This is a genomic window from Reyranella sp., assembly GCF_050185545.1.
Lineage (GTDB): Bacteria > Pseudomonadota > Alphaproteobacteria > Reyranellales > Reyranellaceae > Reyranella.
Genome location: NZ_JBFWZI010000086.1, coordinates 1 through 14,054, shown reverse-complemented (window position 1 = coordinate 14,054; position 14,054 = coordinate 1). Strand labels below are relative to the sequence as shown.

Sequence of the window (14,054 nt, the reverse complement as noted above, 5' to 3'; positions counted from 1 at the left end):
GACGTACTGCTCGATGCCGATGTCACCGGTAATAGTGCCGTCGGTCGCAAGCGTGATGGTCTGGATGCCCGCCGTGGTCAGGAAGGGTGGGTGAAGGCGTTGTGCTGAGCCACCGTCAGCGTGGCGTCGACGAGCGTCGCCGAGGGGTCGCCGCCGTTGAAGCCGAGATGCTCCGCGCCGGTCGCCTTGCCGCCATTCAGGCCCGAGATGTCGGTCGCACCTCCGCTGAACTTCACGAGGTCGCCCTTGCCGGCATTCGCCAGCATACCCGAGAAAGTGCCGGGGCCGAACACGACGGTATCGTCGAAGACATCTGGATCGACCAGGTCGAGGTTCTGGCTGCCGCCCACCAGCCCGTCATTGTCCTTGGCGAGCACGAACGTGTAGTCGCCGTCGCCTATCACCACGTAGTTCTCGATGCCGGCGTCGCCAATGACGACACCCACCGTCGTGAGCACGATGGTCTGCGTGCCGTCCGTGTCGATGAACGGCGGCTCGAACCCGTTGTGCTGCTCGAGCGTCATCGAGACCGTGATGTCGGCGTTGCCGAAGCTCGCCGTGCCCGCCCCGGTCTCGGCGCCGCCGTTGACCTCGGCGATGTCGACATCGCCGCCGCCCGCCAGGAATTGCACGGTGTCGTCGCCCTCGGCGCCGGTCAGGTTGCCGCTGAACGGGCTGCCGTACTGGATGACGTCGACACCGCCCGAGCTGACGTCGACGGTCTGCTCGAACGCCTCGCTGTCCGGCGCGACCTTGAACGTGTCGTCCCCGTTCGCCAGCACATAATGCTCGATCCCGCCGTCGCCGGTCGCCGTGCCCGATGTCGCGAGCGTGATGGTCTGCGTGCCCCCGGTGGTATTGAACGGCGCGCCGAAGCCGTTGTGCTGCTCCACCGTCATCGTGACGCTGGACGGCGTGTCGTTGAAGATCGCGACCCCCGCGCCTGTCGCCCCGCCGCCGTTGACGCCCTTGATGTCGGTGGGTTCGGCCAGGAACACGACGGAATCGTCGGCGCCGGCGCCAACCAGGTCCCCCGAGAAGACGCCGGTGCCGAACACCAGGGTATCGTCGCCGCCCGAGGCGATATTGATGTTCTGCTTGAGGGCGCCATCGTCCGGCGACACCGTGAAGGTGTCATCGGCCGACGAGAACACCCAGTTGCCGACGCTGCTGTCGAGCAGCGCGGCGCCGGTCACCGAATCGACGAACGAGATCGTGGTGTTGGCGAAGGTCGACCCGCCCGTCAGGAAGATGTTGAAGATCGACGACTGGAACAGCTGGTACTGCTGAAACGTCATCGTCGTGTTCGACGGATTCGTCGGGAGGGGAGTGCCGATGTTCAGGGACACGGTGCCGCCCGTCGCCTGGATCGTACCCAGGCTGAGGTTGTTCGCCTGCCCGGTCACCTGGATGACGTTCTCGAAGGGGAAGGCCAATCCGGCATTGCCCATCACATCCAGGAACCAGCCCGGATCGAGGTTTTGCGGATTGATGATGAGGTCGTTGAACGCCCCGCCGATCACGTTGACGAACTGAGTGCCAGGATTGAAGCCGACGGTGTTGAAGCCGTCGAGCAGGCTCAGGTTCTCGACGTTCAGCACCACCGCGTTGGTCTGGCCGGAACCGGCCGCCGGGTATGCAGGGTTCTGGGTGAACGAATTGCCGAAGGTCAGGACCGCGTCGACGTTGATCGTATCGTCGCCGCCGCCGCCGTCGATCGTGAAGCCGGCCTTGAGCTCGAGATCGGTGACGTTGAACGTGTCGTCGAACGCCGTGCCGGTCGCCGTGCCCGGTCCCTGCGGATTGCCCATGCCGAAGAAGGCGCGCGTCGACATCAGGATGCCCTCGCTCAGGGCCGAGAAGTCGTAGTTCTCGATCGCCGCCACGGTGATCATGCCGGTACTGACGAAGCCGAACCCGTCGAGGAAGCGGGCAGTGTTGATGCCGGGGCCGGTGATCGCCCCCGGCACCAGGTTGAAGGTGTTCCACTGCTTGACCGACAGGGTCCCCACCTTGCCGTCGGCGAACTCGAGACTCTCGAAGCCGATCAGCACGCCGTCGGCGACGTTGCCGCCGTCGAGCGTCAGCTTGTCGCCGATGCCCGGCCCGCCGCCGAACAGGAACTGCCCGGGCTGCAGGGTGTCCGAGACCACGAGGTCGCTCTCGGGATTGAGCTTCGAATCGATGTAGGCCGTCACCTCAGCGCCGGTGAACAGGCCGAGCAGGTTGCCGAAGTTGGTCGAGCCCGGCTGGTAGCCCGGGCTGGCGAAGCCCGGCAGGTTGAACCACAGGATGTCGAGGCTGTTCAGCAACCCGTTGTTGTCGGCATCCACCCAGGTCCCGCCGATGTCGGCCTGGAACACCGCCTGCGTCTGAGCCGCTCCGCCGCCCGCGAGCAGGGCGAGCGCACCGAGATAGTCCGCCGCCGTGCCGATGAACACCGGGATGTCGCCCAGCGCCAGCGCGCCGGGATTGATCAGCACCGTGTCGGTGTCGCTGTGGAAGTTGGTGATCGTGAGGTCGATCCCGGCCGGCCCCTGCTGCGGGCCGCCGGGCGATTCGAACTGCGAATCGATCAGGAAGGTGGTTCCGACATCGTTGCCGGCGCCGCCGGCCACGCCGGTCACGACGTCGCCGCCGCCGGCCCCCCACAGGAAGTTGCTGCCCAGCCCGGGCCCGGTGCCCTTGGCGACGATGGTGTCTCCTGCGAAGCCGCCCTGCAGGTTGGTCGCCCCCTGGCCGCCGGTGATCGACAGGGCCAGCGAGCTGCCGACGCCGTACGCCGTCGTCGGTCCCTCGACGGCGCCGAGATCGATCGTCGTGGTGCTGGTGAAGAGGGCCGGGTCGTTGACCAGCCACACCGTCTGCGCCGCCGACGATCCGCCCGAAACCCCGACGATGCGCTGCACGTCGTGCACGCCGAACGTGCCATTGCCGAACACGTTGGCGGTCGTGCCGTCGGCCACCAGCTCGAGGGTGTTGGCGGCGAACGGGTTGGCGAAGATGCCGGACGGCGTCTCGAGGCCGGTGCCCGGGTTGATCGCCTTGGTCAGCAGGCCGGATTCGAAGGCGGTGTCGAAGCCGGTCACGGAGCTGCGCACCGTGATGGCGTTGCTGCCGGTCGGCAGGGCCGCAACGATGACGGCGTCGCCGCCGGTGTCGCCGGTGGCGATGCGGTAAGTCACGGCGTTGGTGAAGCCGGTGCCCTCGAAGAACACGTTGCTCGAGCCGCCACCGGTCGTGAAGATCGTGTCGAGGCCGGACTGGTTGGCGAAGAAGTTCAGCAGCAGGCTGTTGTCGAACTTGCCGACGGCCAGCTGCAGCTCCTCGACGCTGGTGACCTGGCCGAACAGCGAATCGTTTTCGTTCAGCGCCCCGTCGACCAGCAGGATGCGGTCGCGGTCGACGCCGCCGTCAAGCTTCTGCGCCGAGGTGATCGACGGAAACGGCCCCGACTGGTCGAAGACGAACCAGTCCTCGCCGGGGCCGGCGGTGATGTCGACCACGCCGCCGTCGGGCTGGAGCGGCGAGGCGAAGATCCGGCCGATGACGAACGTGTCGTGGCCGCCGCCCGCCCGCACCGTATGCCGGCTGCCGAGGTCGGGGATCAGGTAGACGAGGCTGTTGCCGCTGTCCTCCGCCGTGCCGCCGCCCGGCACCTTGCCGAAGGTAATCTCCCAGTCGCCGGCGAACGCCCCGATCGTGTTGGCGCCGTTGCCCAGCACGATGCTGCCGCCCTGCTTGCTCAGGTAGTCGAAAGCCAGGAAGGCGATGTTGACGTTGGCGTTGCCGCCAGTGATCGTCGTCAGCGTTCCGCCGCCGCCGACCGGATCGATGAACAGGCCGGTCGCCCCTTGGTCGTCGTCGAAGTTGTTGGCCGTGCCTGCCAGCTCGAGCGTGGTCAGCCGGTTCAGATTGTCGAGCGTGATGGTCTCGGAGACCTGCGGAAAGCCGGCATTGCGATTGAGCGTGAGGTTCAACGTCGTGATCGGATCCTGGTCGGCAGCTTCCGCCGACAGGGCGTCGAAGTCGCGCAGCACCAGCGCCGGGGCACCGTCCTGCTGGTTGACGTTGTCGACGACCAGGCTCATCGCGTTGCTCGCCGTGGCCTGGATGAAGTCGAAGGCCATGACCTGGCCCTGCATGCTGCCGCCCTTGACCGCCGTGCCGTTGTTGTCGAGCACGAACACGTCGTTCGATACCGCGCCCATGAAGGTCTGGCCGGTCGGGCCGAGCGGCCCGTCGATGCGGATGGTCTGCGGAAACCCCGGATTCGGGCCGGTCAGGGCGGCGTTCAGGTTCAGCCGGCCGAGGTCGACCGTGTTGGTCGGCAGGTTGCCGGGCGCGCCGCCTGCCGTGCCGTCCCACGGGGTGCCAGCCGGTGATTGCAGGACAATGTTCTGAACGCCGGTTGCCTGGCCCATGCCGTTGGGCCCGCCGTTCACGTTGTTGATCATCGGATCGAAGATCAGCGTGTTGACACCGCTGCCGCCGTAGAAGCGGTCGGTCGAGCCGGGCCCGGCCAGCGCCCGATGAAAGCCGGTGGTGCCGGCGCCGGAGAAGTCGAGCGTCACGTCGCCGTCGCCGCCGAACACGACCGCGGCCCCGGTGCCGGTGCTGATCGCCACGTCGATCGTCCCGTTGACCCGGCCGGGCGAGCCGATGTTCAGGGAACCGCCGTTGGTGACGAGCATGCCGCTCAGCCCGCCGTTGAAGCCGTCGTAGGTCTGCGAGCCGCCCAGGGTGGTCACCGTGCTGGTAAGCAGGCCGCCGGCCGCCGCGCCGAACGGATTACCGAGCGCGGTGAGGCTGCCGCCGATCGTCATCGACTGATCGCTGATCTTGCCGTCGCCGATGTTGAGCGCCAGGTTGCCGCCCACGGCAATGCCGCCGCCGACCTGCACCGCCCCGGTGGCGCCCGGCCCGGGCACGTAGATGCCCTGGATGCCGCCGGGGCCCGACCTGATCGTCAGGCCGCCCACGGAAGTGATGCCGGCGAAGTCGCCCGGATCGCCGACGTTGAAGTAGATGCCGCCGAAGGCGGCGAGATCGAGCAGGTTGCCGGCCGCGCCCACCTCCGCCCCGGTGAACGCCGTCGCCACCTGGCCCGAGCCGTCGACGCCGGCGATGAAGTCAGTGCCGCCCAGCATCGTCAGGGTCGTCAGCGCGGTGGCCGCGAACGGCCCGGCCGCGCCGTTGATCGACATCAGCCCGTTGATCGGCGGGCCGGCCGAGGTGATCGTCACCTGGGGCACGTTGACCCAGAAGCGCGCGATTGGCAGGGCGGTGAGCGGGCTCACCGTCGGGTCGAGCGTCAGGGTCTGCGTCGCGGGCTTGGCCGGATTGTTCTGGTACTGGACGATCAGGTCGACGTTCTTGCCCAGGATGTCCGACGGGTGCAGCAGCTCGAGATCGATCTCGGAGGTGACGTTCAAGAGCGTCAGGTGGCCGCTCGAGTTGGCGTTGACCACCTTCTGCAGGCCAAACACGCTCGACATGTCGATCGTCGTGCCATCGCCGTCCTGGCCGGCATTGATGCTGAAGACCTGGATGTCGGTGGTCGTGAAGGCGTTGATCAACTGCGGTAACAGTCCCGTCGTCTGCAGGAATAGCGTGTTGGGACGGCCGGCGATGGCGCTGCCGCCATTGAGATTGTCGTTCTGTCCCAGCGTGCTGCTCGGAGCGAAGAAGTTCGAGTTCGCCACCGCGAAGAAGGTGTTTTCGCCCGCTGGATTGCCGACGAAATTGTCGGTGCCCGTCGTCAAGATGAACGACAGCGGCGCCGTCTCGGCGATCAGCGCCGTGCCGGTTGCCGTCGGCACCTGGTCGATCGTCAGCGTCAGCCCCTTGGTCAGGCCGCTTGGATCGTTCGACAGGGTGTTGATGACCACCGTCGCGTTGTTGTTGTTGATCGTCACCGTGCCGTTGATCTGCGAGGCCGGCACAACGTTGCCGATCGCGTCGCCCGACAGCGTGTAGGTGAAGGTCGTGCCGTTCGGGATGTTCGTTCCGGTGATCGTGTAGGTGACCTGGTTGCCTTCGACGATCGGCAGCGCCGGCGGCGTCACCGTCAGCGTCGACTCGTGGATCGTCACGGTCGGCGACGACACCGTCGAGCCGCCGCTATCCAGGTTGAACACCAGATTCTGCGTCAGCGGGCCGTTGATGATCGAGAAGTCCGTCCCGACCGTCACCACCGCGCTGTTGTTGGCGTCGAGCGTCACCACGCCGCTCAGCACGCCGCCCGTCACCTGGTTGGTGCCGGTGCCGCTCAGCGTCCAGGTCTGCTGCGTTCCGGCCAGCGCCCCCGCCGGCACGCCGAACGTGTTGACCGTGAAGGTCACGCTCTGGCCCTGGTTGATGCTCGTGGCATCCACCGTCACCGTCTGGAACGCCGTGTCCTCGATGTTCACCGTGATCGGCGCGTTGTTGCCGACCTGGATGGTCACCGGATCCGGGCCGAGCGGGCCGAGGTCGGCCAGCGTGTGCACCGTCACCGCGGCATGGCCGTTGGCGTCGAGCACTACCGTGCCCGAGCGCTCCGCCACCGGGATGTGATCGATCCCGGCGCCGCTCAGCGTGTAGCTCTCGATCCGGCCCTCGACCGAGCCCGGCGCAACGCCCGACGTCGTCACCGTGAAGCTGAACGCCGAGCCCTCGTTCACCGGCCCGGTGTTGGTCGTCACCTGCGTGCCCTGGCTGACGTCGATCGTCGTCGACGCCGTCGGCACCGCGCCGCTCAGCACCGTGAACACCAGGTCGCGCAACGGAACGCCATTCAGCTCATTGACCAGCGTCGACACCGTCACCGTCGCCGTGCCGTTCTCGTCCAGGGTGATCGTGCCCGACAGCGGACCGTTGATCTGGTCCGACGCCGCCCCGCTCAGCGTCCAATTCTCGACCTGGCCCGCCACCGCAGACCCGGCGACACCCGTCGTCTTGATCGTGAACACGACCGAGCCGCCTTCCGGGATCGTCCCGGCGCTCGCCGTCACGGTCTGCACCGCCGTCTCGTTGATCACGACGTCGACCGGCGCGTCGTTGCCGACCGCGACCGTCACCGTCGTCGTGCCGACGTCGGCCAGGGTGGCCAGCGTGTTCACCGTCACCGTCGCGGTGCCGTTGGCGTCGAGCGTCACCGTGCCCGAGCGCTCCGCCACCGGGATGTGCGCCAGGCCGGGGCCCGTGATCGTGTAGGTCTGCACCAGGCCGTTGGCCGAGCCGGCCGCGATGCCGGTCGTCGACACCGTGAAGCTGAACGCGTTGCCCTCGGTCACCGGACCCGGCTGGCTCACCGTCTGCACGCCGTGGGTCAGGGTCACGTTGGTGAACAGCGTCTGCACCGTGCCCGGCACCGACACCTTGATCGTGTCGTTCGCCGTGTTCAGGCTCTCCGCCGTCACCACCGTGTCGAGATGGATCACCGCCTTGCTGTCGGTGCCCAGGGTCACCGTGCCCGACAGCGCACCGCCCTTGACCTCCGAGCTGTCGATGCCCGTGATGTTGAACTGGAACGACTTGTTGGCCTGCGACGGGTCGGCCTGCACTGTGATGTCGACCGTGCCGCCCGACACGATGCTCGTGAAGTTGGGCGTCAGCTGGATGTTCTGCGGGTTGGTCAGTTCCTGGTTGATGATGCCGTCGATCTGCAGGATCGCCGCATCGACGCTGGCCTGCGTGTTGTCGACCGGCGTCACCACGTCGCGCGCGCCCTGGATGTTGTCGATGCCGATCCAGGTCACGTTGTTGTCGACGAACTTCTGGGCGTAGTCGACGGCGACGTGCGTCTTGTTCTCGATCGTCGTCTTGTCGGAACCCTGCGCGCCCGAGATGATGTTCAGCACCATCTGGCCCGGCGGCGTGCCCTGCACCGTCAGCTGGTTGACCCAGTAGGCCAGGCCCGCCGCGTCAGGACCGCGGTTGAACAGATCCTGGTAGATCGCCGTGATGAACGCCACCGGGTCGCCGACAGTCGGCGCCGCCAGGTAGGAGTACAGCGCCGTCGCTTCCGGCTGAACCGCGAACGAGTTCGCGATCGCCACCAGCGACATGCCGCCGTTCAGCTGCGTCACCCAGTAGTCGAGGCCGACAGGATCGGCCGCACGACCGAAATAGCCAACGTACAGCTGACCAATCATCTCCTGCGCCGTGTCGATCGGGTATGCCATGGCTACAGCCACTCCTCAGCTTACAGCTCCAAACTCGCTTGAACTGCTCAGCTGGGCAGGAGCCAACTCCCCCGCGGGTCCCTCGACGCACGGATCGACCAACTCTGCACTAGTCCCCAAGCCACCCCAATTGAGCCCGTCGCCGTCGACTATACGCAAAATGAATGCGCTTTAACAGGAGCGCGTCGCCCGAGTGGCGTTGGATGCTGGGAAGAAATGACAGTCCTTGGTATCCGAGCCTGCGCCTTTTCAGGCAGGCGACTCGGGGGGGACTGGAGCACGGTATTCGAGGCAATGGAAAAGGAACTGAGAACAGTTCTGTGATGGTGCGATCCCCGACACGTTGACCAGTTCTCCATGCCCTGTTGTCCGATGCTTCGAGGAGAAGGGGCGGGACCTTCTACGAGCGTCGTCATTCGACGGCTGTTCGGCGCCAGCCCGGCTTCCAGCCACCTCCCCGGCGTCCAGAAGCGCGCTCTTGACAGCCGAGTCGTGCCGACCTTATTTCACCCACTGGTTAATAAAGTCCAACCTCCATGACTGCGATACCCGATCCCCTGAGCACCACCCTCGCTGCGCTCGCCGATCCGACGCGACGGGCCATCCTGGCCCGCCTGACCCGGGGCGACATCCCGGTCGGGGAACTGGCCCGCCCGTTCGACATGACCCTGCCCGCGATCTCCAAGCACCTGAAAGTGCTGGAACGCGCCGGCCTGATCGCCCGCGGCCGCGAGGCACAACGCCGGCCCTGCCGGCTGGAGGCGGCGCCGTTGCGGCAGGTCGCGGACTGGGTGGCCACCTACCGGCAGTTCTGGGAGCATCGCCTCGATCGCCTGGAGAGCTATCTGCAAACCGAACAGGCGCACGCCAAGCGACGCGCCAGAAAGGCAGGCTCCCGTGCCGGCAAGGGCAAGTGATCCCCTCGCGCTCGCGGCTCGCGACTTCACCCTGACCCGCCTGCTCGCCGCACCGCGCGACCTGGTGTTCCGCTCTTTCGTCGAACCGGACCGCATGCGCCACTGGTGGGTGCCGCGCGGCTTCACCATGATGTCGTGCAAGCTCGATCTGCGCGAGGGCGGCGCCTGGCGCATGACCATCCGCGCCGACGACACCGGCTCAGTGCAGACCGAGGTCGGCGTGTACCGCGAAATCCGCGAGCCCGAGCGCCTCGCGTTCACGCATGCCTGGGTACGCGCCAACGGCACGCTCACTCGTCCCACCCTCGTCACCGCCGCGTTCGCCGAGGCGGGCGCCAAGACCCGGGTGACCTTCCGGCAGGAGGATTTCGCTACTGCCGCCGCCTGTCAGTCGCACGAGGAAGGCTGGGGCGTCTCGCTCGACCAGCTCGTCGACTACGTATCCCGCCCCTGAGGATCCGCCATCGAGAGTGACGACTGCGCTGTCAGGGCAGGCGCTGCGCTCGCGACGACGGTCGAACAGCATCATCGAGGACATCCGACATGACCCCCTCAGCCCATCTCGACACCCTGCGCGACCTCAACCGCAACTACATCCGTTCGGTCGAGGAAGCCGACGTGACATGGTTCGACGCCCATCTCGCCGACGACTTCCTCAACACCAATCCGGACGGCACCTTGATCGATCGCGCCGCCTTCCTGGCGCAGATCGGGCGCGGCTCGCCGGTCAAGGACATCCGCGAGCACGACGTGAAGATCCGCCTGCTCGGCGACTTCGCCATCATCCATGCGCGCACGACCTACCGGAAGCCGGACGGCTCGACCGGAGCGGGTCGCTACACCGACGACTGGCAGCTCAGGCCCGAAGGCTGGCGCTGCGTGTCGGCGCACGTCAGCCGCTTCTGAGCATCATAGCCGTGTCGCTGACTCCAGGCGTCGATTCGACGCCGAGGGCTTGGCGCGTCGTCTTGGCCTGCTTCGTCTCGGCCGTGTTCGCCTGGGGCTTCGGCTTCTACGCCCACGGCATCTACCTGGTCGAGTTGCAGAAGGTGCACGGCTGGTCGACCGGCCTGATCTCGTCGGTCGTGACCGGCCACTACGTGCTGGGCGCCCTGCTCCTGCCGCGCATCGCCCAGGCGATCGGGCGCTTCGGCCCGCAGCTCGTGTTCCTGGGCGGACTCGCGATCACCGGTCTCCCCCTGCTGCTGCTGCCGGCGATCACCGCGCCGTGGCAGCTGGTCGTGCTCTACGCCCTGATGGCCCCGGGCTGGAACGCGACCAGCGTGGCCCCGATCGCCGCCACGATCGGCCAATGGTTCGACCGACGACGCGGGCTGGCGCTCAACCTGGCGCTGAGCGGCGCCACCGTGGCCGGCCTGGTCGTGGCGCCGGCGCTGCTCGCGCTGATTCCCCTGCTGGGCTTCGCCGACGCCGAGCGGCTGCTGGTCGTCAGCGGGCTGGTTCTCGCCACCGCTCTCGTCGTCCTGTTCGTGCGCCGCGGACCTCTGCTGCCGCACGTCGCGGCAACGCGGCGCCATACGCTGGCGTCGATGCGACGCTGGCATTTCTGGACCATCTCGGCGCCGTTCGCCTTCGTGCTCACCTCGCAGGTCGGCTTCCTCACCCACCTGATCCCGCTGATCAGCGGGCGCGCCTCGGCCGGCGCCGCCGTCGACGCGGGCCTCGCCGTGGCGGTCAACGCCGTCGCCGCGCTGGTCGGCCGCGTCGTCCTGGGCTTCGTCATCGATCGGCTCGACCCCAGGCGCGCCTCCGCCCTCTGCTTCCTGATACAGGTCGCCGCCATCGCTGTTCTGGCGCAGGCCGAGGCGCCGCTGGTGGTCTATGGCGCCTGCGCTATCTACGGCTTCTCCGTCGGCAACAACATCACGCTGTCCCCGCTGATCATCCAGCGCGAGTACCCGGCGGCCGAGTTTCCGGCCATCGTCGCCCTGTCGACCGCCGTGGTGCAGATTCTCTACGCCTTCGGCCCCGGCCTGCTCGGCGTGCTGCGCGACGCCACCGGCGGCTACGGCGCGCCGCTGGTGCTGTGCATGGGCCTGAACCTCGCCGCCACGGCGGTGGTGTTGATGCGGCCACGGCGCCTCGCGCCCATCCCTTCGGAAACCGCCGTCAGCTCAGGAACTTGAGGCTGTTCACCACCTTGTCGATCGTCTTGCGCGGCCCATGCACGCCGAGGCCCACCAGGTCGAGCGCACCGGCGTCGGCGGCCGCCACGGCGGCGCGGTTGTCGACATCGTTGGTGGTCCTGAACATGTCGGCGATGTAGATCGCCGGAACGAGCTCGCGCGACAGCGCCCGCTGGTGGGTGCGCCGCAGCTCCTCAAGCGTGGCGCCGAAGACGAACACCGGTTCGCGGATGAGGGCACTGTAGGGGCGGCCGTCCCGGTCACGATAAGGCTCGCCCATCATGTGGGAATGCGTGCCGGTCAGGCCGCCGGCGAGGAAGGCCGCGACATTGGCCATCTGCCACGCGGCGAGGTCGCGGCGCAGGATCAGCGCCGTCTTGGTATCGTAGATCATCGCCCCCATATCGGGCATCGTGGGCATGATGTCTTGAAGGATCGTGCATGCCAGGGAAAGTCGGGCCAGGGAATGTCAGGCAAGCCGCCGACCAGATCCGCTTCGACGAGCCGCACGCCGGGCTGCAGCGCCTGGCGGCGCGTTTCGGCGGGCATGCCTACGATCTGCACCGCCACGAGACCTACGCCGTCGGCCTGACCCTGTGGGGCGCGCAGTCGTTCCACTATCGCGGCACGCTGCAGACCAGCCGCGGCGGCCAGGTGATGATCATCCATCCCGACGAGAGCCATGACGGCCATGCCGGGGTCGACCAGGGCTTCGCCTACCGCATGCTCTATGTCGACCCGGCCACCGTCAGTGTCGCGCTCGACGGCGCCAGCCCGCCCTTCGTGCCGGCGGTGGTCTCCGAGGATCCGATGCTGGCCGGCTTGCTCGCCGAGGCTTTCGCCGATTTCCCCAAGGCGCTCGAGCCGCTGGCCGCCGATGCCGTGGTCGAGCGCCTGGCCGACCGGCTGGCGACGCGCGGCGACGATTGCACCAGGGTCCGGCGCACGGCGCCGACCGCCCGCCGCGCCGTGGCGCGGGCCCGCGAGTTCCTCGCCGCCGAGGCGCACCGCACGGTCGCTTCCGAAGAGCTGGAGAGGATCACAGGCCTCGATCGCTTTGCCCTGGCGCGGCACTTCCGGCTCGCCTCCGGCACCTCGCCGCATCGCTTCCAGGTCGGGCGACGCCTGGCCCGGGCACGCACACTGATCGCCGCCGGCACGCCATTGTCGGAGACGGCGGCGGCGACGGGCTTCGCCGACCAGAGCCATCTCACCCGGCACTTCGTCGCCCGCTTCGGCCTGACGCCGGGCCGCTGGGCGGCGCTGTCACGGGTTGCCTAGCCGTCGAGGCGATAGCGCCCGTCGTCATCGAGAGCGACCGACGACAGCCAGCCGCGCCGCGTGCCGGCGAGGGTCGAGCCCATCAGTCCACGCATCCCCGGCAGGTGGCAGGACATGCCCATGAAGGCGTCGCGCAGCAGCCCGAGTGCACCGGAGTGCGACTGGAAGAACGGCGTCAGCAGATGGCTGGCCTGGCGGTAGAAGCGCACCGGCCCGTCGCGACGCCGTCCGAACAGAGCCAGCGCCGACGTGAGCTCGCCGGTCTCGCCGATCGCGGACGCCAGGGCATGCGCATCGAGCAGGCCGAGATTGGCGCCCTGGCCGAGCTGCGGGCTGGTGCCATGCGCGGCGTCGCCGATGAACACGACCGGTCCGTCGTGCCAGCGCGGCAGCGCCACATGGCGATAGGTTGCGCGCGAGAACGCGTCGGCGGCCGCCGCGTGATCGACGATGCGAGCCGCTTCGGGCCACAACGCCGCGGCGGTCCGGCGCCATGCCGCCAGATCGATCGGCCGGCCGGGCGCGAGCTGATCGACCGGCACGCTCCAGTACATCGTCAACTGGCCGTCGCCGACCGGCAACAGCCCCATCATCTCGGTGGTGCCGCGCACGCGCTGGCGCAACAGGCGCCCGGTACCGATGCCGGCCAGGTCCGGCACCGTCGTCCAGACGCAGCCCCAGGGATAGAGCGGGGCGCGAGCCGCCGGCATCAGGCGCTGGCGCAGCGCCGAATGGGCGCCATCGGCGACGACGACCAGATCGAACGGGACGTGCGTTTCACCGTTTGCAGCCATGACGGAGGCGGTTGCGCCCTGCCGCACCACGTCGACGATCTCGCTGCCGACCAGCAGGCGCGCCGACGAGCGATGCAGGCGCTGATGCAGGAGCTCGAACAGCACGCTGCGCAGGATGCCGAGACCGTGCGCCTTGGGATGCAGGTCGGCATAGGCGAGTTCGAGCACGGCCCGACCGCGATGCGTCCTGCCTTCCAGTCCATCGACGCGCGCGCCGCGCGCCATGGCCTGGTCGGCGAGGCCGAGCGCACGCAGGACGGCGAGACCCGTTGGCTGCAACAGCAGGCCGGCCCCGATCGGCCGCGGCTCGGCGAAGCGCTCGAAGACCGTGACGGCATGGCCGGCATCGGCCAGCAAGGTCGCCGCCGCCTGCCCGGCGACGCCGCAGCCGACAACGGCGATCTGTAGAGCAGCGGTCACAAATTCAGTCTACCATGCCAAGCGACGGGCGATCTGGGGTGGCATAGCTTCTCCGAGACACAGGGAACTATGTCATGGGCGTCAATCCAGCTGATCTCGCCACGGTCGAGGAAAAGCTCGATCTTATCTCGACACTTTGGGACAGCATCGAAGCATCCGCGAAGGCTCCACCGTTGACCCAGGCCGCACCAGGCAAAAAAAGAGGCGACCTGTCGGTCGCCTCTCCGGCTGCAATCGCAAGTCGCCTGTCGCTTACAGCCCGCCGTTCACCACCAGGCACTGGCCGCTGACGTAATCGCTGTCGGGGCTGCAGAAGAGGTAGACCGA

9 protein-coding genes are annotated in these 14,054 nt (G+C 67.9%); 6 read left to right on the top strand and 3 right to left on the bottom strand.

Going from position 1 to position 14,054, the window contains the following annotated elements; translation table 11 throughout:
• Positions 1 to 77 precede the first annotated feature (77 nt).
• A complete protein-coding gene (locus AB7O82_RS21430) occupies positions 78 to 8,168 on the bottom strand; it encodes a DUF4214 domain-containing protein (protein ID WP_428620122.1) in 8,091 nt (2,696 codons plus the stop codon).
• A 536-nt stretch (positions 8,169 to 8,704) separates the two neighbouring features.
• Between AB7O82_RS21430 and AB7O82_RS21425 the strand changes: the two genes are divergently transcribed.
• The 4 genes from AB7O82_RS21425 to AB7O82_RS21410 all read left to right on the top strand — a co-directional run bounded on the left by AB7O82_RS21425 (position 8,705) and on the right by AB7O82_RS21410 (position 11,232).
• Positions 8,705 to 9,085, top strand: a complete 381-nt coding sequence (locus AB7O82_RS21425; protein ID WP_428549366.1) for an ArsR/SmtB family transcription factor — start codon at positions 8,705 to 8,707, stop codon at positions 9,083 to 9,085.
• A complete protein-coding gene (locus tag AB7O82_RS21420; RefSeq protein WP_428549368.1) occupies positions 9,066 to 9,539 on the top strand; it encodes an SRPBCC family protein in 474 nt (157 codons plus the stop codon). The genes AB7O82_RS21425 and AB7O82_RS21420 overlap by 20 nt, the downstream gene beginning before the upstream one ends.
• 89 nt (positions 9,540 to 9,628) lie before the next feature.
• Positions 9,629 to 9,991 (top strand): nuclear transport factor 2 family protein, encoded by a 363-nt coding sequence (locus AB7O82_RS21415; RefSeq protein ID WP_428549370.1) that lies wholly within the window; start codon positions 9,629 to 9,631, stop codon positions 9,989 to 9,991.
• An 11-nt stretch (positions 9,992 to 10,002) separates the two neighbouring features.
• A complete protein-coding gene (locus tag AB7O82_RS21410) occupies positions 10,003 to 11,232 on the top strand; it encodes an MFS transporter (RefSeq protein WP_428549372.1) in 1,230 nt (409 codons plus the stop codon).
• Here the strand turns inward: AB7O82_RS21410 and AB7O82_RS21405 are convergent.
• Positions 11,216 to 11,653: a DUF2000 family protein gene (locus AB7O82_RS21405; RefSeq protein WP_428549374.1), complete on the bottom strand. Its 438-nt coding sequence runs from the start codon at positions 11,651 to 11,653 to the stop codon at positions 11,216 to 11,218. The genes AB7O82_RS21410 and AB7O82_RS21405 overlap by 17 nt on opposite strands.
• A 20-nt stretch (positions 11,654 to 11,673) precedes the next feature.
• On the opposite strand from AB7O82_RS21405, the gene AB7O82_RS21400 reads away from it, so the two are divergent.
• The gene (locus tag AB7O82_RS21400; RefSeq protein ID WP_428549376.1) at positions 11,674 to 12,513 is read left to right on the top strand and encodes an AraC family transcriptional regulator; all 840 of its coding nucleotides are present in this window, start codon (positions 11,674 to 11,676) and stop codon (positions 12,511 to 12,513) included.
• On the opposite strand, the gene AB7O82_RS21395 is transcribed toward AB7O82_RS21400, so the two are convergent.
• Positions 12,510 to 13,727 (bottom strand): FAD-dependent oxidoreductase, encoded by a 1,218-nt coding sequence (locus AB7O82_RS21395; RefSeq protein WP_428549378.1) that lies wholly within the window; start codon positions 13,725 to 13,727, stop codon positions 12,510 to 12,512. The two genes, AB7O82_RS21400 and AB7O82_RS21395, sit on opposite strands and share 4 nt — an antisense overlap.
• Positions 13,728 to 13,801: 74 nt before the next feature.
• Between AB7O82_RS21395 and AB7O82_RS21390 the strand changes: the two genes are divergently transcribed.
• Complete coding sequence (locus tag AB7O82_RS21390; RefSeq protein ID WP_428549380.1) at positions 13,802 to 14,017, top strand: hypothetical protein; 216 nt, start codon at positions 13,802 to 13,804, stop codon at positions 14,015 to 14,017.
• Positions 14,018 to 14,054: the final 37 nt, after the last annotated feature.